The sequence below is a fragment of the Citrobacter sp. CtB7.12 genome (assembly GCF_001297795.1).
Lineage (GTDB): Bacteria > Pseudomonadota > Gammaproteobacteria > Enterobacterales > Enterobacteriaceae > Citrobacter_A > Citrobacter_A amalonaticus.
In genome coordinates, this window is the sequence record NZ_LIFT01000001.1 from 222772 (window position 1) to 246751 (window position 23980).

General features: G+C 54.2%; 20 protein-coding genes. 8 read left to right on the forward strand and 12 right to left on the reverse strand.

Features of this window, described 5'->3' with window-relative positions; all coding sequences use genetic code 11:
* Positions 1-31: 31 nt before the first annotated feature.
* Entirely contained in the window at positions 32-1792 is a 1761-nt protein-coding gene (locus AOY24_RS01090) for a DEAD/DEAH box helicase (protein WP_054175996.1), read from the reverse strand.
* Positions 1793-1943: 151 nt separating this feature from the next.
* Here AOY24_RS01090 and rsuA point away from each other — a divergent pair, with 151 nt between their 5' ends.
* The 3 genes from rsuA to AOY24_RS01105 all read left to right on the forward strand — a co-directional run bounded on the left by rsuA (position 1944) and on the right by AOY24_RS01105 (position 4544).
* A complete protein-coding gene (gene rsuA, locus AOY24_RS01095) occupies positions 1944-2651 on the forward strand; it encodes a 16S rRNA pseudouridine(516) synthase RsuA (RefSeq protein ID WP_043000097.1) in 708 nt (235 codons plus the stop codon).
* A 15-nt stretch (positions 2652-2666) separates the two neighbouring features.
* Positions 2667-3857 (forward strand): Bcr/CflA family multidrug efflux MFS transporter, encoded by a 1191-nt coding sequence (locus AOY24_RS01100; RefSeq protein ID WP_043000098.1) that lies wholly within the window; start codon positions 2667-2669, stop codon positions 3855-3857.
* 342 nt (positions 3858-4199) lie between these two features.
* Positions 4200-4544 (forward strand): YejG family protein, encoded by a 345-nt coding sequence (locus AOY24_RS01105; RefSeq protein ID WP_043000099.1) that lies wholly within the window; start codon positions 4200-4202, stop codon positions 4542-4544.
* A 3-nt stretch (positions 4545-4547) separates the two neighbouring features.
* Here AOY24_RS01105 and yejF read toward each other — a convergent pair whose 3' ends face one another.
* From yejF to AOY24_RS01150, 9 genes are all read right to left on the reverse strand, one after another.
* Complete coding sequence (gene yejF, locus AOY24_RS01110; protein ID WP_044258610.1) at positions 4548-6137, reverse strand: microcin C ABC transporter ATP-binding protein YejF; 1590 nt, start codon at positions 6135-6137, stop codon at positions 4548-4550.
* Between the two features lies 1 nt (position 6138).
* Positions 6139-7164, reverse strand: a complete 1026-nt coding sequence (locus AOY24_RS01115; RefSeq protein WP_054175997.1) for an ABC transporter permease — start codon at positions 7162-7164, stop codon at positions 6139-6141.
* Entirely contained in the window at positions 7164-8258 is a 1095-nt protein-coding gene (locus tag AOY24_RS01120; RefSeq protein WP_044258612.1) for a microcin C ABC transporter permease YejB, read from the reverse strand. Before AOY24_RS01120 ends, AOY24_RS01115 begins: the two co-directional genes overlap by 1 nt.
* Complete coding sequence (locus tag AOY24_RS01125) at positions 8259-10073, reverse strand: extracellular solute-binding protein (protein WP_044268668.1); 1815 nt, start codon at positions 10071-10073, stop codon at positions 8259-8261. It lies immediately after the preceding gene.
* Positions 10074-10175: 102 nt separating this feature from the next.
* A complete protein-coding gene (locus AOY24_RS01130) occupies positions 10176-11732 on the reverse strand; it encodes a cyclic di-GMP phosphodiesterase (RefSeq protein WP_054175998.1) in 1557 nt (518 codons plus the stop codon).
* A 185-nt stretch (positions 11733-11917) separates the two neighbouring features.
* Positions 11918-12487 carry a bifunctional murein DD-endopeptidase/murein LD-carboxypeptidase gene (mepS, locus tag AOY24_RS01135; RefSeq protein ID WP_043000104.1) on the reverse strand — a complete coding sequence of 190 codons (570 nt, stop codon included), beginning with the start codon at positions 12485-12487 and terminating at the stop codon, positions 11918-11920.
* Positions 12488-12900: 413 nt separating this feature from the next.
* Positions 12901-13614 carry a phosphatase PAP2 family protein gene (locus AOY24_RS01140; RefSeq protein ID WP_043001882.1) on the reverse strand — a complete coding sequence of 238 codons (714 nt, stop codon included), beginning with the start codon at positions 13612-13614 and terminating at the stop codon, positions 12901-12903.
* Positions 13615-13652: 38 nt separating this feature from the next.
* A complete protein-coding gene (locus tag AOY24_RS01145) occupies positions 13653-14639 on the reverse strand; it encodes a GTP-binding protein (RefSeq protein ID WP_054176043.1) in 987 nt (328 codons plus the stop codon).
* Between the two features lie 116 nt (positions 14640-14755).
* Entirely contained in the window at positions 14756-16222 is a 1467-nt protein-coding gene (locus tag AOY24_RS01150) for a mannitol dehydrogenase family protein (RefSeq protein ID WP_054175999.1), read from the reverse strand.
* Positions 16223-16427: 205 nt separating this feature from the next.
* On the opposite strand from AOY24_RS01150, the gene uxuA reads away from it, so the two are divergent.
* On the forward strand, positions 16428-17618 hold the full coding sequence (gene uxuA / locus AOY24_RS01155; RefSeq protein ID WP_044258619.1) for a mannonate dehydratase: 1191 nt from the start codon (positions 16428-16430) through the stop codon (positions 17616-17618).
* A 59-nt stretch (positions 17619-17677) separates the two neighbouring features.
* Here the strand turns inward: uxuA and yeiP are convergent, their stop codons facing one another.
* Complete coding sequence (yeiP, locus tag AOY24_RS01160; protein WP_012131588.1) at positions 17678-18250, reverse strand: elongation factor P-like protein YeiP; 573 nt, start codon at positions 18248-18250, stop codon at positions 17678-17680.
* 150 nt (positions 18251-18400) lie between these two features.
* Here yeiP and AOY24_RS01165 point away from each other — a divergent pair, with 150 nt between their 5' ends.
* Positions 18401-18655, forward strand: coding sequence for a YkgJ family cysteine cluster protein (locus AOY24_RS01165; RefSeq protein WP_043000107.1), 255 nt, complete (start codon positions 18401-18403; stop codon positions 18653-18655).
* On the opposite strand, the gene setB is transcribed toward AOY24_RS01165, so the two are convergent.
* Positions 18652-19833, reverse strand: a complete 1182-nt coding sequence (setB, locus tag AOY24_RS01170; RefSeq protein ID WP_044258621.1) for a sugar efflux transporter SetB — start codon at positions 19831-19833, stop codon at positions 18652-18654. The genes AOY24_RS01165 and setB overlap by 4 nt on opposite strands.
* A gap of 369 nt (positions 19834-20202) precedes the next feature.
* On the opposite strand from setB, the gene fruB reads away from it, so the two are divergent.
* From fruB to fruA, 3 genes are read left to right on the forward strand one after another with little or no spacing between them, the layout of a single operon-like run.
* Positions 20203-21333, forward strand: a complete 1131-nt coding sequence (gene fruB, locus AOY24_RS01175) for a fused PTS fructose transporter subunit IIA/HPr protein (protein WP_044258623.1) — start codon at positions 20203-20205, stop codon at positions 21331-21333.
* Positions 21333-22271 carry a 1-phosphofructokinase gene (fruK, locus tag AOY24_RS01180; RefSeq protein WP_043000110.1) on the forward strand — a complete coding sequence of 313 codons (939 nt, stop codon included), beginning with the start codon at positions 21333-21335 and terminating at the stop codon, positions 22269-22271. The genes fruB and fruK overlap by 1 nt, the downstream gene beginning before the upstream one ends.
* Before the next feature lie 16 nt (positions 22272-22287).
* Positions 22288-23979: a PTS fructose transporter subunit IIBC gene (gene fruA / locus AOY24_RS01185; protein ID WP_043000111.1), complete on the forward strand. Its 1692-nt coding sequence runs from the start codon at positions 22288-22290 to the stop codon at positions 23977-23979.
* Position 23980: the final 1 nt, after the last annotated feature.

A 23980-nucleotide genomic window follows, 5' to 3' on the forward strand; every position in this document is an offset into this window, starting at 1 on the left:
CAAACGCCCGTTACATCAATCAAAAGTACGATTAACCGCGTAATTCATGTGCCCGACGGAAACGCCCCTCGTAATCGAATACCTTTTCCCGCACCTGCCAGTACAGGCCTTTCATCCGCGCCACCACAAAGTCGGGATGGCGTAACAAGGGTTGTTGCGCGAGGATATCCGCCGCGGTGATCCAGCGTAGCGGCACACCTGGCGTGCGGGTATGCGGGCGGATAAACAGTTGTTCAAATGCCGTACGTTGGGCAGGGGTTTGCAGGCGAAAGCGCTCGCTAACGTCCGCGCCATCTTCGTCATAGTAGGTGATTTTCAGCCATTCGCCTTTCTCGTCATGGCCGTGCTGCAACGTCATGCCGCTACAGCGGAGCACCAGCGCGTCTTTCAGTTTCAACGCTGCTTTCAGCATGTCGTCGGGATCGACAAGGATCGTATCGCATTCCCGACAGCGGCGAGCGGCAATGTCGTTTTCGGCGTTGCACTGCGGGCAATTTTTAAAGCGGAAGCGAAAATCGCACTGCTCGCGATGTCCTTCATCATCTTCAAACCAACCCTGACAGCGGCGGCCAAAATGTTCGAGCAGCGTACCGTCAGCGGTGGTTTTGCCCCAGAAGGTATTTGCGAAACCGCAGGCCGGGCAGAAGACCTGGACCGGCACGTTATCACTTTTGCCTTTCGGGCTCCCCACCTCCGGAGAATAGAGATCGTGCGGATTACCGGCGTAATCCAGAATCAAACAGTCCGTTTTTCCCGGTGCGAGACGCAGGCCGCGACCCACAATTTGTTGGTACAGACTGACTGACTCGGTGGGGCGCAGAATGGCAATGAGATCGACGTGCGGGGCATCGAAGCCCGTGGTTAAGACGGAGACGTTGACCAGATAACGAAAACGCTGAGCCTTAAACGCGTCTATCAGCTCATCACGTTCAGGACCCGGCGTGTCGCCGGTAATCAGCGCGGAATCCGCTTTCGGCAGCAGTCCGGCAATCTCTTTGGCATGCTCGACGGTGGCGGCAAAAATCATCACCCCTTTGCGGGTCTGGGCGAATTCAATAATCTGGCTGATGATATGCGGTGTGATACGCTGCTGCTTTTTCAGCTCACGATTCAGATCGGCTTCGCTAAACAGACCGTTGCTTTGCGCCTGCAGGCGGCTGAAATCGTACTGCACCACCGGCATGTCGAGGCGTTCCGGCGGCGTAAGATAGCCGTGCTTAATCATGTAGCGCAGCGGCAGTTCGTAAATGCAGTCGCGAAACAGCGCCTTGTCGTCGCCGCGCACCATACCGTGGTAGTGAAAATGATAGATCCAGCCTTTGCCCAGACGAAAAGGGGTGGCGGTCAGCCCCAGCAGGCGAATGTGGGGATTGGCGTTGCTCAGATGGGTGAGTATCTGTTGATACTGGCTCTCTTCGTCATCGCCGATACGATGGCATTCATCAACAATCAGCAGCGAAAACTCGCTCTGGAAGGCGTCCAGATTGCGAGCCACGGACTGAACGCTGCCGAACACCACTTTACCGTGGCTCTCTTTACGTTTAAGTCCGGCGGCAAAAATATCGGCTTCCAGCCCCAGTGCGCAGTATTTGGCATGGTTTTGCGCCACCAGCTCTTTCACATGCGCCAGAACCAGCACGCGGCCTCTGGCGACGCGCGCCAGTTCAGCAATCACCAGGCTTTTACCGGCGCCAGTGGGCAGAACAATCACCGCAGGCGTGCGATGGCGACGGAAATGGTTGAGCGTGGCATCCACGGCTTCTTGCTGGTAGGGGCGAAGTGTAAAAATCATGGTCTCACAATACGTAACGAACTCGGGTATAGTATGCCACGAATCGTTTTCCCTTGAGGGATGTTGTTAGCCCGCTATACTGGGCAGATAACGGCTCCACTTTTCGGGCGACGCGCCCGACTCCCGTATTTTTACAGGCAAAATCACACTCATGCGACTTGATAAATTTATCGCTCAGCAACTCGGCGTCAGCCGCGCTATTGCCGGGCGTGAAATCCGCGGTAGCCGTGTTACCGTGGATGGTGAAATCATCCGGAATACTGCGTTCAAACTGCTGCCAGAACACGACGTAGCATATGACGGCAACACGCTGGTTCAGCAAAACGGCCCACGTTACTTTATGCTTAATAAACCCCAGGGCTATGTGTGTTCGACGGATGACCCGGATCATCCGACAATCCTGTATTTCCTGGATGAGCCGGTCGCGCATAAATTACACGCTGCGGGTCGCCTGGATATCGACACCACCGGTCTGGTGCTGATGACCGACGACGGGCAGTGGTCGCACCGCATCACCTCTCCGCGTCACCACTGCGAGAAAACGTATCTGGTCACGCTGGAGTCGCCCGTCGCCGAAGATACCGCCGCGCAGTTTGCAAAAGGCGTGCAGTTACATAATGAAAAAGATCTCACCAAACCGGCTGTGCTTGAGGTTATTACCCCGACGCAGGTGCGTCTGACCATCAGCGAAGGACGCTATCATCAGGTGAAACGGATGTTTGCCGCCGTGGGTAACCACGTGGTCGAACTGCACCGTGAGCGGATAGGCGCCATTACCCTTGATGCTGACCTTGAACCCGGTGAGTATCGCCCTTTGACCGAAGCCGAAATTGCCAGCGTCGGCATGTCATCCAGCTAAATTCAGGAGTTTTTTGTGACCACCCGGCAGCACTCGTCCTTTGCCATTGTTTTTATTCTCGGTCTGCTGGCGATGTTAATGCCGCTGTCGATCGATATGTACCTTCCGGCGCTACCGGTGATCTCCGAGCAGTTTGGCGTGCCGGCGGGCAGCGCGCAGATGACGCTTAGCACCTATATTCTGGGCTTCGCAGTCGGGCAGCTACTGTATGGGCCGATGGCGGATAGCCTTGGGCGAAAACCGGTGATCCTCGGTGGCACGCTGGTGTTCGCTGCCGCCGCCGTAGCCTGTGCGCTGGCGCAGACCATCGATCAGCTGATTGTGATGCGATTCTTCCACGGTCTGGCTGCAGCCGCTGCCAGCGTGGTGATCAATGCGCTGATGCGCGATATGTATCCTAAAGAAGAGTTCTCCCGCATGATGTCGTTCGTCATGCTGGTGACCACGATTGCACCGCTGATGGCACCAATCATCGGCGGCTGGGTGCTGGTGTGGTTGAGCTGGCACTCTATCTTCTGGATCCTGGCGATCGCCGCGGTTCTGGCCTCTGTCATGATCGCAACGCTCATTAAAGAGACGTTACCGGTTGAAAAGCGCCAGCCGTTCCATATACGCACGACAATAGGTAACTTTGCCTCGCTGTTTCGCCATAAGCGGGTGCTGAGCTATATGCTGGCAAGCGGCTTTAGCTTTGCCGGGATGTTCTCTTTTCTCAGCGCCGGGCCGTTCGTGTATATCGAAATCAACCACGTATCGCCGCAGGATTTTGGCTACTACTTCGCGCTAAACATCGTCTTTTTATTCATTATGACGATTTTTAACAGTCGCTTCGTACGCCGGATCGGTGCGCTGAACATGTTCCGTACCGGATTGTGGATCCAACTGGCGATGGCGGTGTGGATGGTGCTGAGTGCGCTGTTTGGCATCGGTTTCTGGGCGCTGGTGCTGGGGGTGGCAGTCTTTGTCGGTTGCGTGTCGATGATCTCTTCCAATGCGATGGCGGTGATCCTCGATGAGTTCCCACACATGGCGGGAACGGCCTCATCGCTGGCGGGCACTTTCCGCTTTGGCATTGGCGCGCTTGTTGGCGCGTTACTCTCTCTGGCAACGTTTAACTCAGCCTGGCCGATGATTTGGTCTATTGCCTTCTGTGCAAGCTGTTCAATTTTGTTCTATCTCTATGCGAGCCGCCCGAAAAAACGGTGATCAAATACACAATATGGAAGCCGTTCGGCTTCCTTTGTTGATGTATGTCAACGACAATCCTATCATTCCCCCGATATATGTTTATTTTATGTAAAATCAATTTATGTAAAAAGTCACATCATTGTAGTTAAAAAGGTTGAGTTAGATCGCAGAAACGGGTACATATAGCCCGCGCTCCTGTCCCGACTGGAAATCTCTATTTTAATAAAGGCCATACCCAACATACTGGCCACGCGGGAGAAGGATTGCCACGTTATGCATCCGTTTAAGGACGGATTGTCAATGATGTGTTAATATAGATGTAAATAAATTGTGAAGTGATTGTGCTTCCGGGGAAAGAAAGTGACAACATTACAGCTCTCAATCGTTCATCGCTTACCACAGAACTATCGTTGGTCTGCGGGTTTCGCAGGTTCGAAAGTTGAACCGATTCCGCAAAATGGCCAAAGCGTCGAAAACAGTCTGGTGGCGCTTAAACTGCTGAGTCCGGATGGCGATAGCGCCTGGCCGGTGATGCATAAACTCAGTCAGGCGCTCAGTGATATCGAAGTGCCATGTTCCGTACTGGAATGTGAAGGCGAACCGTGCCTGTTTGTGAATCGCCAGGACGAATTTGCCGCGACCTGTCGTCTGAAAAACTTTGGCGTGGCCATTGCCGAACCGTTTTCTAACAACAATCCATTTTGAGCGTCAGCTTAGCGTGAGAAGTTGACGCGTATACGCCTGTTGCGGTGCGCTAAAGACGCGCTCGCATTGCCCCTGCTCAATAACCTCTCCCTGTTTCAGCACAATCACCTGATGGCATAGCGCACGTACCACGTGCAGATCGTGGCTTATGAAGATATAGGCCAGGCGATGCTTTTGCTGTAGCGATTTCAACAGCGCGAGAATTTGCGCCTGCACGGTCCGGTCGAGAGATGATGTCGGTTCATCAAGAACAATCAATGACGGCTTCAGGATCAGCGCTCTGGCTATCGCAATCCGCTGGCGCTGACCGCCGGAAAACTCCGCCGGATAGCGGTGGCGCGTGTCGGCATCCAGTCCCACTTCCGCCATCACCGCCATGACCTGCTGCTCGCGCTGTTCGGCTGAGAGCGATGGTTGATGAACGCGCAGTCCCTCTTCAATGATTTGTAACACGCTCAGACGCGGATTCAGCGAGGAGTTGGGATCCTGGAAGACCACCTGAATACGATGACGTACGGACAACAACTGTCGGCGGTTAAGATGTTGTAACTGTTGGCCGTCAAATTCTATGCTGCCCTGAGAGGTGATAAGCCGCAGGAGCGCCAGCCCGGTGGTACTTTTCCCTGACCCTGACTCACCAACCAGCCCCAGCGTTTCACCCGGTTGCAGACTGAAACTGATGCCTTTCACCACCTCATTGTTTGCCACCACGCGCTTGAGAATCCCTTTGCGAATGGGGAAGGCGACGCGCAAATCCTCGACCTTTAGCAGAGGTGAATGTCCGGCTGGTAGCGGTACGGGGTCGCCTGTCGGCTCGCTGTTGAGCAATTTCTGCGTATAGGGATGCGTGGGCGCGTGGAGAAGGGGAGCGGCCCGGTTTTGCTCAACGCATTGCCCGTTTTGCATCACCGCTATGCTGTCGGCGAGCTTCCTGACAATACTGAGATTATGGGTGATAAACAGCATCCCCATGTTCAGCTCGCGCTGGAGTTCGCGCAACAGTTGCAGGATCTGCGCCTGTACCGAGACATCCAGCGCGGTAGTCGGCTCGTCGGCGATGAGTAATTCGGGTCGCGTTAACAGCGCCATCGCAATCATCACCCTCTGACGCTCGCCGCCGGAAAGCTGGTGCGGATAATCACCCAGCCGGGTTGCAGCCTGCCGAATACCGACCCGATCGAGGCAGCTTATTATCTCTGCGCGTGCCGCCTCCCGGCGCATACCGCGGTGCAGGGAAAGGACTTCATAGAGCTGTTTTTCGAGGTTATGGAGCGGGTTCAGCGACACCATCGGCTCCTGAAAAATCATGGCGATCTTGTTGCCGCGCACGCCGCGTAGCGTCTGCTCGCTGGCGTGGAGTAATGACTCGCCGTGAAAACGGATATCGCCGCTAAGATATACGGCGGGCGGCGTGGGCAACAGGCGCAGAATCGACAGTGCGGTAACACTCTTGCCGGAACCGGATTCACCGACCAGCGCCAGCGTTTCGCCGGCCTCCACGCGCAACGACACCGCGTTAACTACCGTACGAACCGTTTCCTGCTTACGAAATCCCAGCGTCAGATTGTCTATATCGAGCAAAGGTTGCGTCATGTTACACCGCCTTGTTGGGATCGAATGCGTCACGGACGGCCTCGCCAATAAAGATCAGAAGCGAGAGTAAAATGGCCACGGACAGGAAGGCGGTAATGCCCAGCCACGGCGCCTGGAGGTTATTTTTGCCTTGCAGGAGTAACTCACCGAGCGAAGGAGAACCTAACGGTAAACCAAAGCCAAGAAAATCGAGCGACGTCAGAGTGGTGATGGAACTGCATAAAATGAACGGTAAGAAGGTCAGGGTGGCAACCATCGCGTTGGGCAGCATATGGCGAAAGATAATACTGCGGTCGCTGACGCCGAGCGCCTGGGCGGCCCGGATATAGTCGAAGTTTCGCGTGCGTAAGAACTCCGCACGCACCACGCCGACCAGACTCATCCAGCCAAACAGCACCGTAATCGCCAGCAGCCACCAGAAGTTAGGCTGCACGACGCTGGAGAGCAAAATAATCAGGAACAGCGTCGGCATACCCGACCAGACCTCGATAAACCGTTGGCCCCATAAATCCACTTTGCCACCGTAGTAGCCCTGTAGCGCCCCGGCCAGTACACCCATGACGCTTGAACACAAGGTCAGCATCAGGCCGAAAAAAATGGAGATCCGCGTGCCGTAAAGCACTCGCCCCAGTACGTCGCCGCCGTTGGCATCGGTACCCAGCCAGTTCTGCGCCGAAGGGGGCGAGGGGAAGGGTTTGTCAGTCGCAAAGTTGATGCTGTTCGCCCCAAAGCGCACCGGAGCCCAGAGGACCCACCCGCGGCTTTCCAGTTGTTGCTTCAGCCACGGGTCCTGGTAATCCGCCCTTGTTGCCAGCGGCCCGCCAAAATCGCTCTCACTGTAGTTCTTGACCAGCGGGAAATACCAGCTTCCGTCGTAGCGCACTAACAGCGGTTTATCGTTAGCAATCAATTCAGAACACAGACTCAGACCAAACAGGACGAGAAAAATCCACAGCGACCAGAAGCCACGACGATGATGGCGAAAACGCGCCCAGCGGGCCTGATTGACGGGGCTTAAATGGGCCATTAACGTCCCTCAAAATCAATGCGCGGATCGACCAGCGTATAGCTGATATCACTGAGAATATTCAGCAGCAGGCCGATCAAGGTGAAGATGTACAGCGTGCCAAACATCACCGGGTAGTCGCGTGACACCGTTGCCTCATAACCCAACAGGCCCAGACCGTTGAGGGAAAACATCACTTCGATCAGCAGCGAACCGGTAAAAAACATGCTGATGAAGGTGGCCGGAAAACCGGCGATCACCAGCAGCATGGCGTTACGAAAAACGTGCTTCCGCAGGATATTCCCTTCACTGACCCCTTTGGCGCGGGCAGTGACGACATACTGCTTGCGCACTTCATCAAGAAAGGAATTTTTGGTCAGCATCGTTAATGCAGCAAACCCGCCAATGACTGTCGCCAGGACGGGTAAGGTGATGTGCCACAGATAGTCGGTTACCTTTTGATACCACGGCAGCGTGTCAAAATTCGCCGAGACCAGACCACGCAGCGGGAAGAGGTCGTAATAGCTGCCGCCGGCAAAGAAGACAATCAACAGTATTGCGAACAGAAACGCCGGGATAGCGTAGCCGATGATAATAAACGCGCTACTCCAGACGTCAAACCGGCTGCCGTTATGCACGGCCTTGCGGATCCCCAACGGAATCGACACCAGATAGATGATGAGCGTACTCCACAACCCCAGGGTGATCGACACCGGCAGACTCTCTTTGATGAGCGTCAGTACCGAGGCGCTACGAAACAGGCTGTCGCCGAAATCGAAGCGGATATAGTTCCACAGCATGGTGAAATAGCGCTCGTGCAGTGGCTTATCGAAACCGTAGCGTTGGGTGATTTCGGCAATCACTTCCGGATCAAGGCCGCGTCCCCCGCGATAGTTGCTGTCGCTGATATTTCCCACCCCGGTTCGGGCATGGCTGGCGCGAACACCTTCGCTCCCGGCACCGGGCAGCGCGCTCGTTTGACCAAATTCGATGGCGGCAATCGCCTGATCGACCGGGCCGCCGGGGGCAATTTGCACGATAAAAAAGTTGATGGTGATGATTGCCCAGAGCGTCGGGATAACCAGCAACAAACGACGAATCAGGTACGCGCCCATTTATTCACCCTGCCGTCTGGCGGCAGGTAACTTCGCTGCCCGGTTTACGTCATACCACCAGTTATCCAGGCCAATGGTATACATTGGACGAATGCCTGGACGGGAAAATTTATCCCACCAGGCCAGTCGATCTTCCGCCATGTACCACATCGGCAACATGTAGTAATTCCAGGTCAGCACGCGGTCCAGCGCACGTCCAAGCGGCAGCAGTTTGTTTTTATCACCCTGTGCGGCGATGATTTGAGCGATCAGTTTATCGACCACCGGACTTTTCACACCAGGAGAATTATAACTTGAGTCGATATACTCGGACGCCCATGAGATTTGCAGATCGGAACTGGGCCACGGCATCGCCCGCCACAGGGTCGGCATCATGTCGTAGTCCCGGCTGCGCAGGCGATTGGTGAGCTGTGAGTTATCCACCTGACGAATAGTCATCGTAATCCCCAGACGCTGGAGATTATGCTGGAAGGGCAGGACCCACTGGCTGTTACTGGCGGCGGAAATGAGCAGTTCAAAATTCAGCGGTTTGCCAGTGACCGTGTTAATCCGTTGCTGACCTTTCAGTTCCCAGCCCGCGTCTTTCAGTAATTTATCCGCTTTTAACAGGTTTTCCCGATCGTAACCGTCGCCTTTGGACACGGGAGGCTGATAAATCTGGCTGAAGACTTCCGGCGGCAGATCCTTTTTCATTGGCGCAAGCAGGACCAGTTCAGCCGCATCGGGGTAGTTTCTGGCCGCATACTCGGTGTTCTGGAAATAGCTGTTTGCCCGGCTCCAGGCGTTGTAGAACAGCGCTTTATTCATCCATTCAAAATCAAACGCCAGCGTAACGGCTTCACGGACGCGTCGATCATTGAAAACGGGGCGCTGAATGTTGAACGCCAGCCAGCGCGTATCCTGCGCTGATTCATTTTTCTGCTCATCTTTGATGATGTACTGATTATCAAAGTTTTTGCCAACATAGCGCGTCGCCCAGTTTTTGGCATCGCTCTCCAGGCGCAAATCAAACGCGCCGGCCTTAAAGGCCTCAAAGGCTACGTTGTCGTCGAGATAATAGTCATAACGAATGACATCGAAGTTCCAACGGCCACGATTGACCGGCAGATTGGCCGCCCAGTAATCCTTCACGCGCGTATAGACAATATATTGCCCCATCTTCCACTGACTAATGCGATAAGGACCACCACCCAGCGGCGGTCTGGACAACGGGTCGCTGAGCTTATGATCTTTCCAGTACGCTTGTGGCATTACGGGTAATGAGAACAGACTGAGCATATCCTCTTTACCCGGCTTCGCGAGCTCCATGCGTACGGTGAGAGGGGCAATGGCTTTAACCGTTGTGCCTTTGTAGACCAGACGAAACTGTGGCACGCCTTCAGTCATAAATTTGTTGAAGGTGAAGGCGACATCTTTGGCCATGACGGGCGAGCCATCATGAAAACGAGCGCGGGGGTTGATCGTGATTTCCACCCACGAATAATCCTCTGCATAGCGTGCGCTCTCGGCGATCAGCGGATAATAGCTGCCGGGCTCGTCATCAGAGGTGGTAAACAGGGTGTCGTAAAGCTGTTCGGTCCGGGCGCCGGGGTTACCTCGCAGGGCGTAGCGGTTGAAGTTGTCGAAGGTGCCGAGCGCGGAAAGGGTAATCTGACCGCCTTTGGGGGCGGCGGGATTGGCGTAATCAAAATGATCAAAGTTGAACGCGTATTTAGGCTCTCCCAGTACCGCGAAGGCATAACTCTCTTTGATCGCCTGCGCCTGGACACTCGCGCTTATCAACATGACAAACAGCAGCAATATGCGAACGATTATCTGCAAAGGGATTCCTTGTCTTGCTTACCTGCCCGCGCAGGTCACTCTGATGCCTGAATAATAGGGCAGGTGGCGTCTGTTGTGAATCCACGCGTTGGGACTTTACCATTTCAGCGCGTGTGGCTGTGAAACCCAATCAACAAATTCGTCGAGCGGCAGCGGGCGGCTAATCCAGTAGCCCTGCAGGAAGCGAACCCCGCGTTCATGCAGCCATTTTGCCTGCTCAGGCGTTTCCACCCCTTCAGCTACCGTCATCATATCGAGGCGTTTAGCGAGCGTCAGCACTGCATCCAGCACCGGCGAAGTGACGGTTTCTGTTCCAATGGCGTTAATAAAACCGCGATCGATTTTCAGATAATCCAGGGTGTAGCGTTCCAGATAAATCAGCGCACTGTGGCCGGTACCGAAGTCGTCTATCGCAATTTCGAAGCCCGCGGCGTGCAGCCACTCAAATAACTGTGACGCTTCATGTTGCTTGAGCATGTCGCGTTCAGTAATTTCCAGCACGATCTGGAAGTGGTTGGGCGGCATCGCGGCGACTAACTGCCGAACGTCATCTTTAAAACTGCTGCTGTGCAGGTGATCAGGCGCAATATTGATACCGTACTTCGCGCCGACCGGGAGGACTTTTTGCAGCGTAGGGGCGTCCCGCGCCACCAGCTTAAACAGATGCTGGGTCAGCGGCACTATCATGTGCTGGGCCTCAGCGTAATGAATAAACGCATCAGGTGGGATTTCTCCTGCCGTTGGGTGTCTCCAGCGCAGCAACACTTCCAGCCCGGTGACCTTCAGCGACTGCGTATCCACGACGGGCTGATAGACAACGTAGAACTGATCGCGTTTGATCCCGGTGAGGATCTCTTTTCCAGGCCGCAAGCGGATGCTCATGACGTAGTAGCAGAGTAAACCCGCAATGATCCCACCCATTCCGCCGAGAAGCAGGGCGTACCATAAGTCGGGCCAGGTCCAGTTGGTTGCGTATAGCCTGATCGTCACCGGAACACCAGCAATTTTTGCTTCGCGCTCCGGTGAACCGTCGAGTTCATCAACGGTGAGCAGATGGTCTGAAAAGGTCGACAACACGGTGTTGCCGATGATGATGGCAATCCCGTCAAAGTCTTCCTGGCGGGCGGTATAGAGCAAATACGGCGTAAGGTTGATATTCAGGGAGGTGAAAACGCCGCTATTCATCATCAGGGGATTACGATACCAAATCACCATCGCGGGTTTATTGGGCATCATCGGCGTTCCCGGGATAATCGCCATATCGATATCTTTACCAATATCGAGGCTGGGGACCAGTTCAGTCAGCAGCGTATCCATGCCTCCGGTTGCCGATGAGCAAAATGCTTTCTTATCCTTGACCAGCAAAAAGGCACGAACGTTCAGGCTAAAGGCGGCACGGGAAGTGAGTTCTGCGCTGACTTGTTTACAGGTCTTTAAAGTCAACGGTTGAAGAATGTCGGTAGTACTTTTGAGATCGGCAAAATAGCTAACCAGGTAATGCTGAATGTCAGAAACCAGCGTGTCGTATTTAACTTCCCGCTTATGCCACGCCATCACGAATTGTAAGCTACTGATAACAATAGCAACAACAACCCCGGTAATCAGGCAGGTAAGCACGATTTTTCGACCAGTCGTTAAGGCGTGAGTGAACATGATGCCTGGCTTTATCCTGAGATTGCGATGATGATAAATGTGATGGAATAACAAGACTATAGCCTGGATTGCTTCGGCGAGTCATGCTTTTCCACAGGGAGAAAAAGGGAATCAAAAAAAAGCACCGCCGAAGCGATGCTTTTCGTCTGTCTCGTCAGGGGCGCCAAGGGATAGCAACCAAACGATTAACTGCGGCTCAGAACCCGACGCGCTTCGTTATAGCGCTTCTTCCAGTATGGCTCGTTCATGCTGGAGATGATGACACCGCTGCTGGTAGAGGCATGAACAAACTGGTTGTTGCCAATGTAAATACCAACATGACGGCCCGTCGAACCTGCGCGGAACAGAACCAGATCGCCAGTACGCAGATTAGTGCGCGAAACGGATTTACCGGTTTCCTGTTGCTCGTAGGTGGAGCGTGGGAGTTCTAAACCAAACTGTTCACGGAATGTACGCTGTACAAAGCTGGAACAATCAATACCTTTTTTGGAGTTGCCGCCGAGACGATAGCGCACGCCTTTCCAGTCAGCGTACTGATCCATAATCCGCGATTTAACATCGAGGTTACGTACCATACTCTCAAATTCATCCTGAGAAGCTTGCAGTGAGGAAGCTTCTTGATTCACACCAAGCGTCTCAGAATGCGTGTTCTTTGCGGTGTTTGTGGTAGTGCTACATGCAGAAAGCAGTACCGCGACTGCTATCGCGGGGATCCCGCGCAAGATATATCTCAAGATCGGTTGAGATTTGACCATTTTGTTTGTTTTCCCTTGAAGTCCTTAACGATAAATATCGTTATAAAAAATGCCAAACGTGACGAGACTAATTACCTGCGCACAATGAGACAATTCTTTAAGCGCAAAACTGTGGCAGAACGCACAAATTTATTCGCGAAGAGAATAATAACCCAGCGAGGCAAAACGAGTTCGAGGTTACCCGATCGTTTCAGGCTTGGCGAGTGATTTTATCTGAATTTTAATAAGAAAATGTGATACAGAAAGTGAATAAACGGGATTGGTCAATTTAAACGCAAAATGACGGAAAAACAGACAACTCATTCATTCTCAAAGGTAATGTCATGACAAAATAATGACGATGAGATGAATAATTTATCTTAACACATCATCAGGGCGTAAGAATAAACCCTGATGATGTTAATAATTGTGGGTTATTTGTTTAAGATTTGTGTGTTTTTGCCGGGAAGATAATTGTCGAAAAGCGCGATAAGGCGATCGCTTAACGGCGTCAAAAGACACCATGGCAGGCCAATTAGAACCACGGTTAATGAGCCGACGGCGATATCAGTGAACCAGTGGGCGCCTATCATGACGCGCGGGAACGCAAAAACCACAACGATAATAAGGCCGATAAACCCTGCGGCTTTTCCGAAATAGCGCAACATAAATGCGGCGAAAATAAGCAGCATCATCCCGTGATCGCCAGGGAAACTGTCTTTGGAGGCATCCTTCGTCGAAATATGCAGCAATTCGCTGACGCGATAAATATTAGCAAAACTGAGCGTAGGACTGGCGCGTTTTACAGGCAGCAGCGCCTGACCTGCCTGGTTCAGAACCACGGCGGTAAGCAGCATCACCAGACCGATGATGACAATACGGCGGCGGCCTGCAGGCGTCTCTTTCAGCCAGAAATTCAGCATCAGACAACCCATCGCCAGCAGGGAACAGGCGTCAAACGCCCGATTATTGGTGATGGCGACCAGCCACAGGAAGGCCTGGCTCTCTACCAGTTTCTGGTTAAAGAAGTGGAAAATGCCGGCGTCAACCGGGAACCAGAATCCATGATTCACGGGCATATACCAGCTCATGAATAACGCCAGACCGGCAACATTCAGCAGAAGTATCAGTGGTAACCGGATTTTCATATTTAACGTGTTCGCTGTTCAATAAATCGCAGGCAACCTTACGCGTGTTCAGCTAAACGAAGCTTCAACAATGCGCTCTGCAACGTATTCCAGTCTGCCTCGGTGCTGGAAATCAGTTCAATACGACTGTCCGGCGGCGCGACATTCTGCGTTTCAATGTGCAGATCTTCGCCCTGGCGATTAATGCGCACGAGGCCTTCCGGAATACGCATGACTCCCTTCACCCGGCCAACCGGCGCCAGTCGTGCCCATTCCAGCAGTCCGATGGTGTCAAAGACCGTATCGGCATCAAAAATCCAGCCGCAGGCCTGATGCCCCTGACCGCTGTTCAGGCTGCGACGCCAGCGTTGTTGAGTTGGCAGGCTCAGCGCCGCCAATCCTCGCGGTTCTGGATGGCTGTGCGAATGCGCGGCGCTGGTGGGCAATTCAGCCAGATTCAGACGCGGTAAATCGAGCAACTGTCTGTCAATCTGACCATGCGTGACCTGCACTAACTGACGGTTGCCGCCAAACTGTTGCCACCAGGTTTGCAGCGCACGTTCACTTTCCGCAGTCGCACGATCGGTTTTATTCGCCACAATGATATCTGCTGCCGCTAACTGATCGCGGAAGTTCTCATTGGTAACGCTTTTTTCATCCAGCAATCCGCGAGGATCAAGAATGCACAACGTGGCGCGCAGGTCGAGCCAGGGTTCATACACCGGTGCTGTGAGGAGGGAGAGGATCTGTTTCGGATGCCCCAGTCCAGTTGGTTCGATCAGCAGACGGTCGGGTTTTCCCTGACGCAGCAGGGTATTCAGTCCAACCTGCATGGGCAGGCCGTTCACGCAGCACATACAGCCGCCGGGGATCTCTTTGAGCAACGCGCCGCTATCAGCAAGCAGAGCGCCGTCAATGCCGACCTCACCGAACTCATTGACCAGTACCGCCCATTTTTCGGCGGGGTCTTTGTGCGCTAACAGATGGAGGATAGAAGTGGTTTTTCCGCTGCCGAGGAAACCGGTGATGAGGTTAGTTTTGGTCACGCCTGCTCCAGAATAATGTACCGTAACGGTTTCCATTAATCCTGGCGAAAAAAAGTGAAAAAGAGAAGGGCGGGGCGAACGAAGACGCCCTCCGTTCGCCTTAATGGCAGAAATTGTTAATTTTTTAACGTATCAATCACCGCCTGATGTGCACCGTGTTGCGCGATACGCTGCCAGGCCGTTTCAATCGCCTGGACAAAAACCGGATTGTGCGGGAGGTCGTTGCCAAAAATTTCCGATAAAGAGAGCAGTGCCGACACGCGCTGATCCTCAGTACTGGCCGCGACCCTTGCGCGGATTTTATCGCTCAGCGGATCGCGAACGTCGATGGTCGCGCCGGCATCATCGACGCCGCTGACATAGCGCATCCACCCCGCCACGCCCAGCGCTAAGAGTAGCCATGCGCTTTCGCGTGCCAGATGGAGACGAATGCCCGCCAGCATCCGCTGCGGCAGTTTCTGACTGCCGTCCATCGCGATTTGCCAGGTTTTATGCTTCAGCGCCGGATTCGCAAAGCGTTCAATCAGGCTTTGCGCGTAACCGGTCAAATCCACGTCAGTAATAGTGAGCGTCGGCGCCTGTTCGTCCATCATCAGTCGGTACGCGGCTTCGCGGAATGCGCTGTCCTGCATGCAATCATTAATATGCTGAAATCCGGAAAGATAACCGAGATACGCGAGAAACGAGTGGCTGCCATTAAGCATCCGTAATTTCATCTCTTCCCAGGGACGCACATCGCTGACCATCTGCACGCCAGCCGCTTCCCATGCGGGACGACCGGTGACAAAGTGGTCTTCAACCACCCATTGAATGAACGGTTCACAGCTGATGGCGCAAGGATCGGTCACGCCCAGTTCGCGAGTGATCTCCGCCAGCGACTCTTCCGTCGCGGCCGGAACAATGCGGTCAACCATCGTGGCAGGGAAGCTGACGTGCTCGCGGATCCAGTCTGCCAGCGCGGGAGATCGTTTTTCCGCCATCCCCAGCACGGCGTTCTTCACGACGCGCCCGTTATCAGGAATGTTATCGCAGGAGAGTACAGAAAAAGCTGCCAGGCCGCGTGCCTGCCGACGTGACAGTGCTTCCACCAGAATACCCGGTGCTGAATGGGGTTCATCAGGCGATTGCAGGTCGTGAACAATGCGCGGATTTGTCAGGTCCAGCGCGCCAGTAGCCGGATCGATGCAATACCCTTTTTCGGTGATGGTCAGTGAGACAATCGCCACCTGAGGTTCGCAGAATTTTTCGATTATAGCGGCGAGCGAATCGAGTTTCGCATTCAGACATTCGTTGACGGCACCGACAATAATCGCCTGATTGCCGTCTGCGCCTTTTTCCAGCACGGTGTATAAATGATCCTGCTCGCGGAGTTGACGCATCAGCGTGTCGCCGCTGAACAGGCTGATTTCACAAATTCCCCAATCTCCGCCCTGGGCGTTCAGCACCCGATCGGTCAGTAATGCCTGATGCGCACGATGAAAGGCACCAAAACCGAAATGCACCATGCGGGTTTTCAGTTGCTGGCGGTCATAGCGTGGCGTTTGTACGCTATCCGGCAATATTGCTGAGGCAATTGTAGTCATTTATTACACACCTGATTAACCATAAATTAACAACGCCAGTGTAAAGTTATATGACAACAAATGAAATTGGTAAGCCTGATTTATCCGGGTAATGTGAGCTGGATCAATCAATCACGCCCCTTTTATTGATCACCTCGCAGAAGCCTGTATGGTAGTCGTCATTCAGGTAAGCTAATTTGGTATAACAACTTTGTGAGGTAAAGCAATGGAACAAACCTGGCGTTGGTACGGGCCTAACGATCCGGTATCGCTTGATGATGTGCGTCAGGCTGGTGCAACGGGTGTTGTGACAGCATTGCACCACATTCCGAACGGCGAAGTGTGGCCGGTCGATGAGATTAAAAAACGTCAGGCGATTCTGGCGGAAAAAGGGTTAACCTGGTCGGTGGTCGAAAGTATTCCGGTTCATGAAGAGATCAAGACCCGCTCCGGTCAGTATCAGACATGGATCGCAAATTATCAGCAGAGCATCCGTAATCTGGCAGCCTGCGGCATCGACACCGTCTGCTATAACTTTATGCCGATTCTGGACTGGACGCGTACCGACCTTGAGTACGAATTGCCAGACGGTTCGAAAGCGCTGCGTTTCGATCAAATAGCCTTCGCCGCTTTTGAGTTGCATATCCTCAAGCGTGCGGGTGCGGAAGCGGACTATAGCGAAGAAGAACAGCGTCAGGCGTTGGCCTATTTCAATGCCATGAGCGACGCGGATATCGAAAAACTGACCCGTAATATCATTGCCGGTCTGCCTGGTGCGGAAGAGGGTTATACGCTCGATCAGTTCCGCGCGCGTCTGGCCGAGTATGACGGCATCAGCAAAGACGATCTGCGTGACAATATGGCCGTGTTCCTGCGTGCGATTGTCCCGGTGGCTGAAGAAGTGGGCGTGCGTCTGGCAGTGCATCCTGACGATCCGCCGCGTCCGATTCTCGGGTTACCACGCATTGTCTCCACCATTGAAGATATGCAGTGGCTGAAAGAGACCGTCGACAGCATCTACAACGGTTTCACCATGTGCACAGGCTCTTACGGCGTTCGTGCGGATAACGATCTGGTGAAAATGATTGAAACCTTTGGCGATCGTATCCACTTTACCCATCTGCGCTCGACGTGCCGCGAAGCGAACCCGAAAACCTTCCATGAAGGCGCACATTTGCAGGGTGATGTGAATATGGTCGCGGTGGTGACGGCGATTCTGACCGAAGAGCAGCGCCGCAAGAAGGCGGGGGATTTGCGTCCCATTCCGATGCGCCCCGATCACGGTCATCAAATGCTGGACGATCTGCATAAGAAAACCAACCCGGGTTATTCCGCGATTGGCCGTCTGAAAGGGCTGGCGGAAGTACGCGGTGTTGAACTGGCGCTGAAAATGACCCAGTTCCGCGACCTGCTGTAAAACAGCAAACGACAAAAAAAGGACAGCTCAGGCTGTCCTTTTTTACATCCATTCAAAAATTAATCCGCACGGCCCATATAGCGGCGCTCTTCGATATGAATGCGGATTTTCTCACCGGCGCTCAGGTATTCTGGCACCTGAATAACCAGACCGGTGCTCAGCGTCGCGGGTTTGTTACGCGCACTGGCGGAAGCGCCTTTGATGCCTGGAGCGGTTTCCACGATTTCCAGATCCACCGTCTGCGGCAGTTCGAGCGCCAGCAGTTGACCGTCCCAGGTCAGCACCTGCATATCCGGCATTCCACCTTCCGGGATAAACAGCAGCTCTTCTTCGATCTGATCTTTGGTGAAGGTATAAGGCGTGTAGTCTTCTTTATCCATGAACACGTATTCGTTGCCATCGATATAGGAGAAGTCGACGCCACGGCGGCTCAGGGTCACGGTATCGACAATGTCATCGCCCTTGAAACGCTCTTCCACTTTCAGACCTGTGCGGACATCGGAGAACCGCATTTTGTACAGCGTTGCCGCGCCACGGGCTGTCGGGGACTGAATATCGATATCTTTCACAATCAGCAGTTTGCCGTTGTAATTCAGTACCATACCTTTTTTGATTTCGTTCGCTCTTGGCATCGAAAAGATCCTGTTATAGAGATTAGCTAAATTATCGCGTCAAACTACTCGCGCCGGGTCATTCAGGCAAGTGGAATTCACCTTTAGCTGGTGCAAAAAAGGTGGTACTGTGCGCGCCTGTCCGGTGGTCACAATAAAGAGAGTCTGATTATGGAATGCCGTCCGGATTGTGGGGCGTGTTGTATTGCCCCTTCTATTTCCAGCCCCATCCCCGGCATGCCGCAGGGAAAGCCCGCAAACGTCAGGTGCGTCCAGCTCTCAGATGACAACCTGTGCCGTATCTTTGGCTCCAGCCTCCGCCCCAACGTCTGTCGCAGCCTCAAACCGTCCCAGGAAATGTGCTTAACGAACCGCGACGAGGCGATGACCTGGCTTATTGATCTTGAAGCGCTGACCGCGCCTTAAACATCCTTAATGCGCGACAGGCAGGCCATGGTGGCGACAATCATCACCAGCGCAAACCAGAAAACGGCATGGTAGTTCCAGATTTCAGCGGCAATGCCCGCCAGCGATCCGGCGATAATCCAGCCGACGCGGATGGTATTGGTGTAGAGCGTGGTGGCGGACCCTGCCTGACCAGGCATCAGATCCTGAAAATAGAGCATACCGATGCCGCCGAGAATACCGATATAGATGGCGTTCAGCAATTGTAAACCCAGCAGCACAACAGGGGAGTGCGCGACCAGCATTCCTGCGTAAAAGCAAAAACCGGCAGCGACCGCAATGCACATTAGCAGACGTTTACCCAGACGTTTTGCGAAGTAGCCAGCAATCAACATGGTCGGGATTTCCAGCCCAGCCGCTGTCCCCATCATCACACCCGCCAGTTTCTCCGGCAGATGCAGCTCATTAATAATAAACAGCGGCATATTAATGATATACAGGCTGTTGGTACCCCACATTAAGGTACAAATGGCAAACAGCAGCAGGGTATCGCGACGGTTACGACGCGGCGCTTCCAGCGTACCGATCGCCAGTGCGGTCTCTTTGCGCATGGACGGTAAGAAAAACCATACCATTGCACCGCAAACCACAAACGCCACCGCGGCACTGAGGTACATCACCGTAAAGCTGAAGCCCATTGCCAGCGCGTAAGCCAGCGGCGGGCCGATCACCCACGCGAGGGAAACCTGGGCGCGCAGTATGGAACTGAACATCACCGCTTCACGGCCTGTGCGGTCAGCATGTTCGCGGGCCAGGGCAAACATTTGCGGGTTGGCGGTCGAACCAAAACTGCTGAGAAACACCCCGACAAACAGCAAAATAAAGTAGTTACGATTCCAGGCAAATAACACGCACGCCAGCATGCCCAGCGCACAGCAGAAGACGATCAGCTTTTTGCGATCGCCTTTTTTATCTGAACGTCCCGCCAGAAACTGGCTCACCAGGATGCCGATCACCGCACTGCCGGTAAAAAAGAAGCCGACCATTGCTGGGCGCGCATGGACTTCATCAGTCAGAAAAAGGCTTAGCGTGGGGGTCTGTAGCGCACCGGCGATACCGGTGAGAAAGGCGACAATAAGGAAAGCCGTAGACGTCAGGTCAAACGTTTTTGGCGAGGCGGCAGCGGGGGTATTGTGCATGTTTGGATATCAGTAGTGTGACGAGACGCGGAGTTTACGCCGCTTAGTGAGAAATAAACAGATGACTAAATCAAAATCGCCACGAAAAATCAAAATGGCATTTCACTCTGACAATGCTGTTAGCTGACGCTGCTGAACCTTAAGTGAAATGACGCTGTATTGACTTCAGCAACCTACCGCCAGTGAGGCAAAAATGTGCATTGCTTCTAAATTTTGCGATCAAAAATGCAACTTTACTTGCGTGCTGAAGCAGAAAGCGCAAGACTTCTTGAAACGTTTCAGCGCTGTCGAGTTTCAGTTGAGGGAACCGTATAGCGTCTTTTTTCTCATGCAAGCTGAATCGTTTCAATTCAGCAGGAGAGGAGAACCATGTTTCAGTTATCCGTTCAGGACATTCATCCGGGCGAGCAGGCCGGAGATAAACAGGAAGCCATCCGTCAGGTTGCCGCTGCGTTAGTGCAGGCTGGCAACGTTGCGGACGGCTACGTAGACGGCATGCTTGCTCGCGAGCAGCAGACGTCCACTTTTCTCGGCAACGGGATTGCGATTCCGCATGGCACAACCGACACCCGCGATCAGGTGCTGAAAACCGGCGTTCAGGTTTTTCAGTTCCCACAGGGCGTAACCTGGGGTGACGGTCAGGTGGCATATGTGGCGATTGGCATTGCCGCCAGCTCCGATGAGCACCTTGGTCTGCTGCGTCAGCTGACGCACGTGCTGAGCGATGACTCCGTAGCTGAACAGCTTAAGTCAGCGACCACGGCTGAAGAACTGCGTGCGTTGTTGATGGGCGAAAAGCAGAGTGAGCAGCTGAAGCTCGACAACGACACGCTGATGCTGGATGTCGTCGCGACCGATTTAGTGACGTTGCAGGCGCTGAATGCGGCACGTTTGAAAGAGGCTGGCGTCGTAGATGCGGCGTTTGTCGCGAAAGTGATTAACGAACAGCCGATGAACCTGGGTCAGGGGATCTGGCTCAGCGACAGTGCTGAAGGCAACCTGCGCAGCGCCGTGGCGGTAAGTCGTGCGGTAAATGCTTTTGACGTACAGGGCGAAAAAGCGGCGCTGCTAGTGACCGTTGCCATGGCTGACGACCAGCCCGTCGCCGTGCTGAAGCGTCTGGGCGATCTGCTGCTGGAGACGAAAGCTGACCGTCTGCTGAACGCCGACGCGGCGACTGTCCTGGCACTGCTGACCAGCGATGACGCTCTGACTGATGATGTGCTGAACGCCGAGTTTGTGGTCCGCAATGAGCACGGCCTGCATGCCCGTCCAGGGACCATGCTGGTCAATACGATTAAACAATTCAACAGTGAAATTACCGTGGCAAACCTTGATGGAACCGGCAAACCGGCAAATGGACGTAGTCTGATGAAAGTGGTGGCGCTGGGCGTGAAGAAAGGACATCGCCTGCGCTTTACGGCGCAGGGGGCTGATGCTGAACAGGCGCTGAAAGCGATTGGCGATGCCATCGCTGCCGGTCTTGGGGAGGGCGCGTAATGAGCAGACGTGTTGCGACCATCACGCTAAACCCGGCCTACGATCTGGTGGGGTTCTGTCCTGAAATTGAGCGCGGTGAAGTTAACCTGGTAAAAACGACCGGTCTGCACGCGGCGGGGAAAGGGATCAACGTCGCCAAAGTGCTGAAGGATCTCGGGATCGACGTGACGGTCGGCGGTTTCCTCGGCAAAGATAACCAGGACGGTTTTCAGCAGTTGTTCAGCGAACTGGGAATTGCTAACCGTTTTCAGGTGGTGCAGGGGCGTACCCGCATCAACGTCAAGCTGACGGAAAAAGACGGTGAAGTCACCGACTTCAACTTCTCCGGTTTTGAGGTCACGCCTGCCGACTGGGAGCGTTTTGTTAATGATTCCCTGAGCTGGTTGGGTCAGTTCGACATGGTGTGCGTCAGCGGCAGTCTGCCATCCGGCGTGAGTCCGGAAGCCTTCACCGACTGGATGACGCGTCTGCGCAGTCAGTGTCCATGCATTATCTTTGATAGTAGTCGTGAAGCCCTGGTTGCAGGACTAAAAGCCGCGCCGTGGCTGGTGAAACCGAACCGCCGTGAACTGGAAATCTGGGCCGGCCGCAAGCTGCCAGAAATGAAAGATGTGATTGAGGCGGCGCATGCGTTACGTGAACAGGGTATCGCACATGTGGTGATCTCCCTGGGAGCAGAAGGCGCGCTGTGGGTGAACGCCTCGGGAGAATGGCTCGCCAAACCGCCTTCGGTTGACGTGGTCAGCACCGTAGGCGCCGGGGATTCGATGGTTGGCGGCCTGATTTACGGTCTGCTGATGCGTGAATCCAGCGAACATACGCTGCGTCTGGCGACAGCCGTTGCTGCGCTGGCAGTCAGTCAGAGCAATGTTGGTATTACCGATCGTCCTCAGTTGGCCGCAATGATGTCGCGTGTCGACTTACAACCGTTTAACTGACAGCAGGAGAGGCATAATGAAAACGCTGCTGATTATTGACGCTAACCTCGGGCAGGCTCGCGCTTACATGGCGAAAACTCTGCTCGGTGCGGCGGCGCATAAAGCAAATCTGGATATCATCGACAATCCAAATGACGCTGAACTGGCGATCGTACTGGCCGATGCCATCCCTAATGACAACGCGTTGAACGGCAAAAAAGTCTGGCTGGGTGATATTGCCCGGGCGGTGGCGCATCCTGAGCTATTTCTTAGCGAAGCCAAAGGTCACGCGAAGCCTTATAGTGCACCGGTTGCTGTAGCGCCTGTTGCCACAACCAGCGGTCCGAAACGCGTCGTGGCCGTGACGGCATGCCCAACCGGCGTAGCACATACCTTTATGGCGGCGGAAGCGATCGAAACCGAAGCGAAAAAACGCGGCTGGTGGGTGAAAGTCGAAACCCGCGGTTCTGTGGGCGCTGGCAATGCCATTACACCGGAAGAAGTGGCCCAGGCGGATCTGGTGATTGTGGCAGCAGATATTGAAGTGGATCTGGCGAAATTTGCTGGTAAACCCATGTACCGTACCTCTACCGGTCTGGCGCTGAAGAAAACCGCGCAGGAACTGGATAACGCTGTGGCGCAAGCCGTGGTATATGAGCCCGCCGGCAAAGCGCAGGCTGCGGCGAATGAAGGGAAAAAAGAGAGTGCTGGCGCGTATCGTCACCTGCTGACGGGCGTGTCCTACATGCTGCCGATGGTGGTTGCCGGCGGTCTGTGTATCGCGCTTTCCTTCGCCTTTGGTATCGAAGCGTTTAAAGTCGAAGGGACACTGGCGGCCGCGCTGATGCAAATTGGCGGCGGTTCAGCCTTTGCGCTGATGGTGCCGGTTCTGGCGGGCTACATTGCTTTCTCGATTGCTGACCGTCCGGGTCTGACGCCAGGTCTTATCGGCGGTATGCTCGCCGTCAGCACGGGTTCTGGCTTTATTGGCGGGATCATTGCGGGCTTCCTTGCAGGCTATGTGGCGAAGGCCATCAGCACGAAGTTGAAGCTGCCGCAGAGTATGGAAGCGCTGAAACCGATCCTGATTATTCCGCTGATTTCCAGCCTCGTGGTGGGTCTGGCTATGATCTACCTCATCGGTAAACCGGTCGCCGGGATCCTCGAAGGGTTAACGCACTGGCTGCAAACCATGGGGACGGCGAATGCGGTGCTGCTGGGTGCGATCCTCGGTGGGATGATGTGTACCGACATGGGGGGGCCGGTTAACAAGGCGGCATACGCGTTTGGCGTCGGTTTGCTGAGTACACAAACCTACGCGCCAATGGCGGCCATTATGGCGGCAGGCATGGTGCCACCGCTGGCGCTGGGGCTGGCAACCATTGTTGCGCGTCGTAAGTTCGACAAGGCGCAGCAGGAAGGGGGTAAAGCGGCGCTGGTACTGGGTCTGTGCTTTATCACCGAAGGAGCCATTCCTTTCGCCGCGCGCGACCCGATGCGTGTTCTGCCGTGCTGTATCGTTGGCGGCGCGCTGACGGGGGCGATCTCAATGGCGGTTGGGGCGAAACTGATGGCACCGCATGGTGGTCTGTTTGTTCTGCTGATCCCAGGGGCGATTACCCCGGTGTTGGGATACCTGATTGCCATTGTCGCCGGTACGCTGGTTGCGGGTCTGGCCTATGCCTTCCTGAAACGTCCGGAAGAAGATACCGTCGCCAAAGCGGCATAAA

What these genes read in the sequence shown, in the direction of transcription:
- AOY24_RS01090 (WP_054175996.1), bottom strand. Translation starts at nt 1,792, where the DNA reads ATGATTTTTACACTTCGCCCCTACCAGCAAGAAGCCGTGGATGCCACG.
- rsuA (WP_043000097.1), top strand. Translation starts at nt 1,944, where the DNA reads ATGCGACTTGATAAATTTATCGCTCAGCAACTCGGCGTCAGCCGCGCT.
- yejF (WP_044258610.1), bottom strand. Translation starts at nt 6,137, where the DNA reads ATGACGCAACCTTTGCTCGATATAGACAATCTGACGCTGGGATTTCGT.
- AOY24_RS01115 (WP_054175997.1), bottom strand. Translation starts at nt 7,164, where the DNA reads ATGGCCCATTTAAGCCCCGTCAATCAGGCCCGCTGGGCGCGTTTTCGC.
- AOY24_RS01120 (WP_044258612.1), bottom strand. Translation starts at nt 8,258, where the DNA reads ATGGGCGCGTACCTGATTCGTCGTTTGTTGCTGGTTATCCCGACGCTC.
- AOY24_RS01130 (WP_054175998.1), bottom strand. Translation starts at nt 11,732, where the DNA reads ATGTTCACTCACGCCTTAACGACTGGTCGAAAAATCGTGCTTACCTGC.
- mepS (WP_043000104.1), bottom strand. Translation starts at nt 12,487, where the DNA reads ATGGTCAAATCTCAACCGATCTTGAGATATATCTTGCGCGGGATCCCC.
- AOY24_RS01140 (WP_043001882.1), bottom strand. Translation starts at nt 13,614, where the DNA reads ATGAAAATCCGGTTACCACTGATACTTCTGCTGAATGTTGCCGGTCTG.
- AOY24_RS01150 (WP_054175999.1), bottom strand. Translation starts at nt 16,222, where the DNA reads ATGACTACAATTGCCTCAGCAATATTGCCGGATAGCGTACAAACGCCA.
- uxuA (WP_044258619.1), top strand. Translation starts at nt 16,428, where the DNA reads ATGGAACAAACCTGGCGTTGGTACGGGCCTAACGATCCGGTATCGCTT.
- yeiP (WP_012131588.1), bottom strand. Translation starts at nt 18,250, where the DNA reads ATGCCAAGAGCGAACGAAATCAAAAAAGGTATGGTACTGAATTACAAC.
- AOY24_RS01165 (WP_043000107.1), top strand. Translation starts at nt 18,401, where the DNA reads ATGGAATGCCGTCCGGATTGTGGGGCGTGTTGTATTGCCCCTTCTATT.
- setB (WP_044258621.1), bottom strand. Translation starts at nt 19,833, where the DNA reads ATGCACAATACCCCCGCTGCCGCCTCGCCAAAAACGTTTGACCTGACG.
- fruB (WP_044258623.1), top strand. Translation starts at nt 20,203, where the DNA reads ATGTTTCAGTTATCCGTTCAGGACATTCATCCGGGCGAGCAGGCCGGA.
- fruK (WP_043000110.1), top strand. Translation starts at nt 21,333, where the DNA reads ATGAGCAGACGTGTTGCGACCATCACGCTAAACCCGGCCTACGATCTG.
- fruA (WP_043000111.1), top strand. Translation starts at nt 22,288, where the DNA reads ATGAAAACGCTGCTGATTATTGACGCTAACCTCGGGCAGGCTCGCGCT.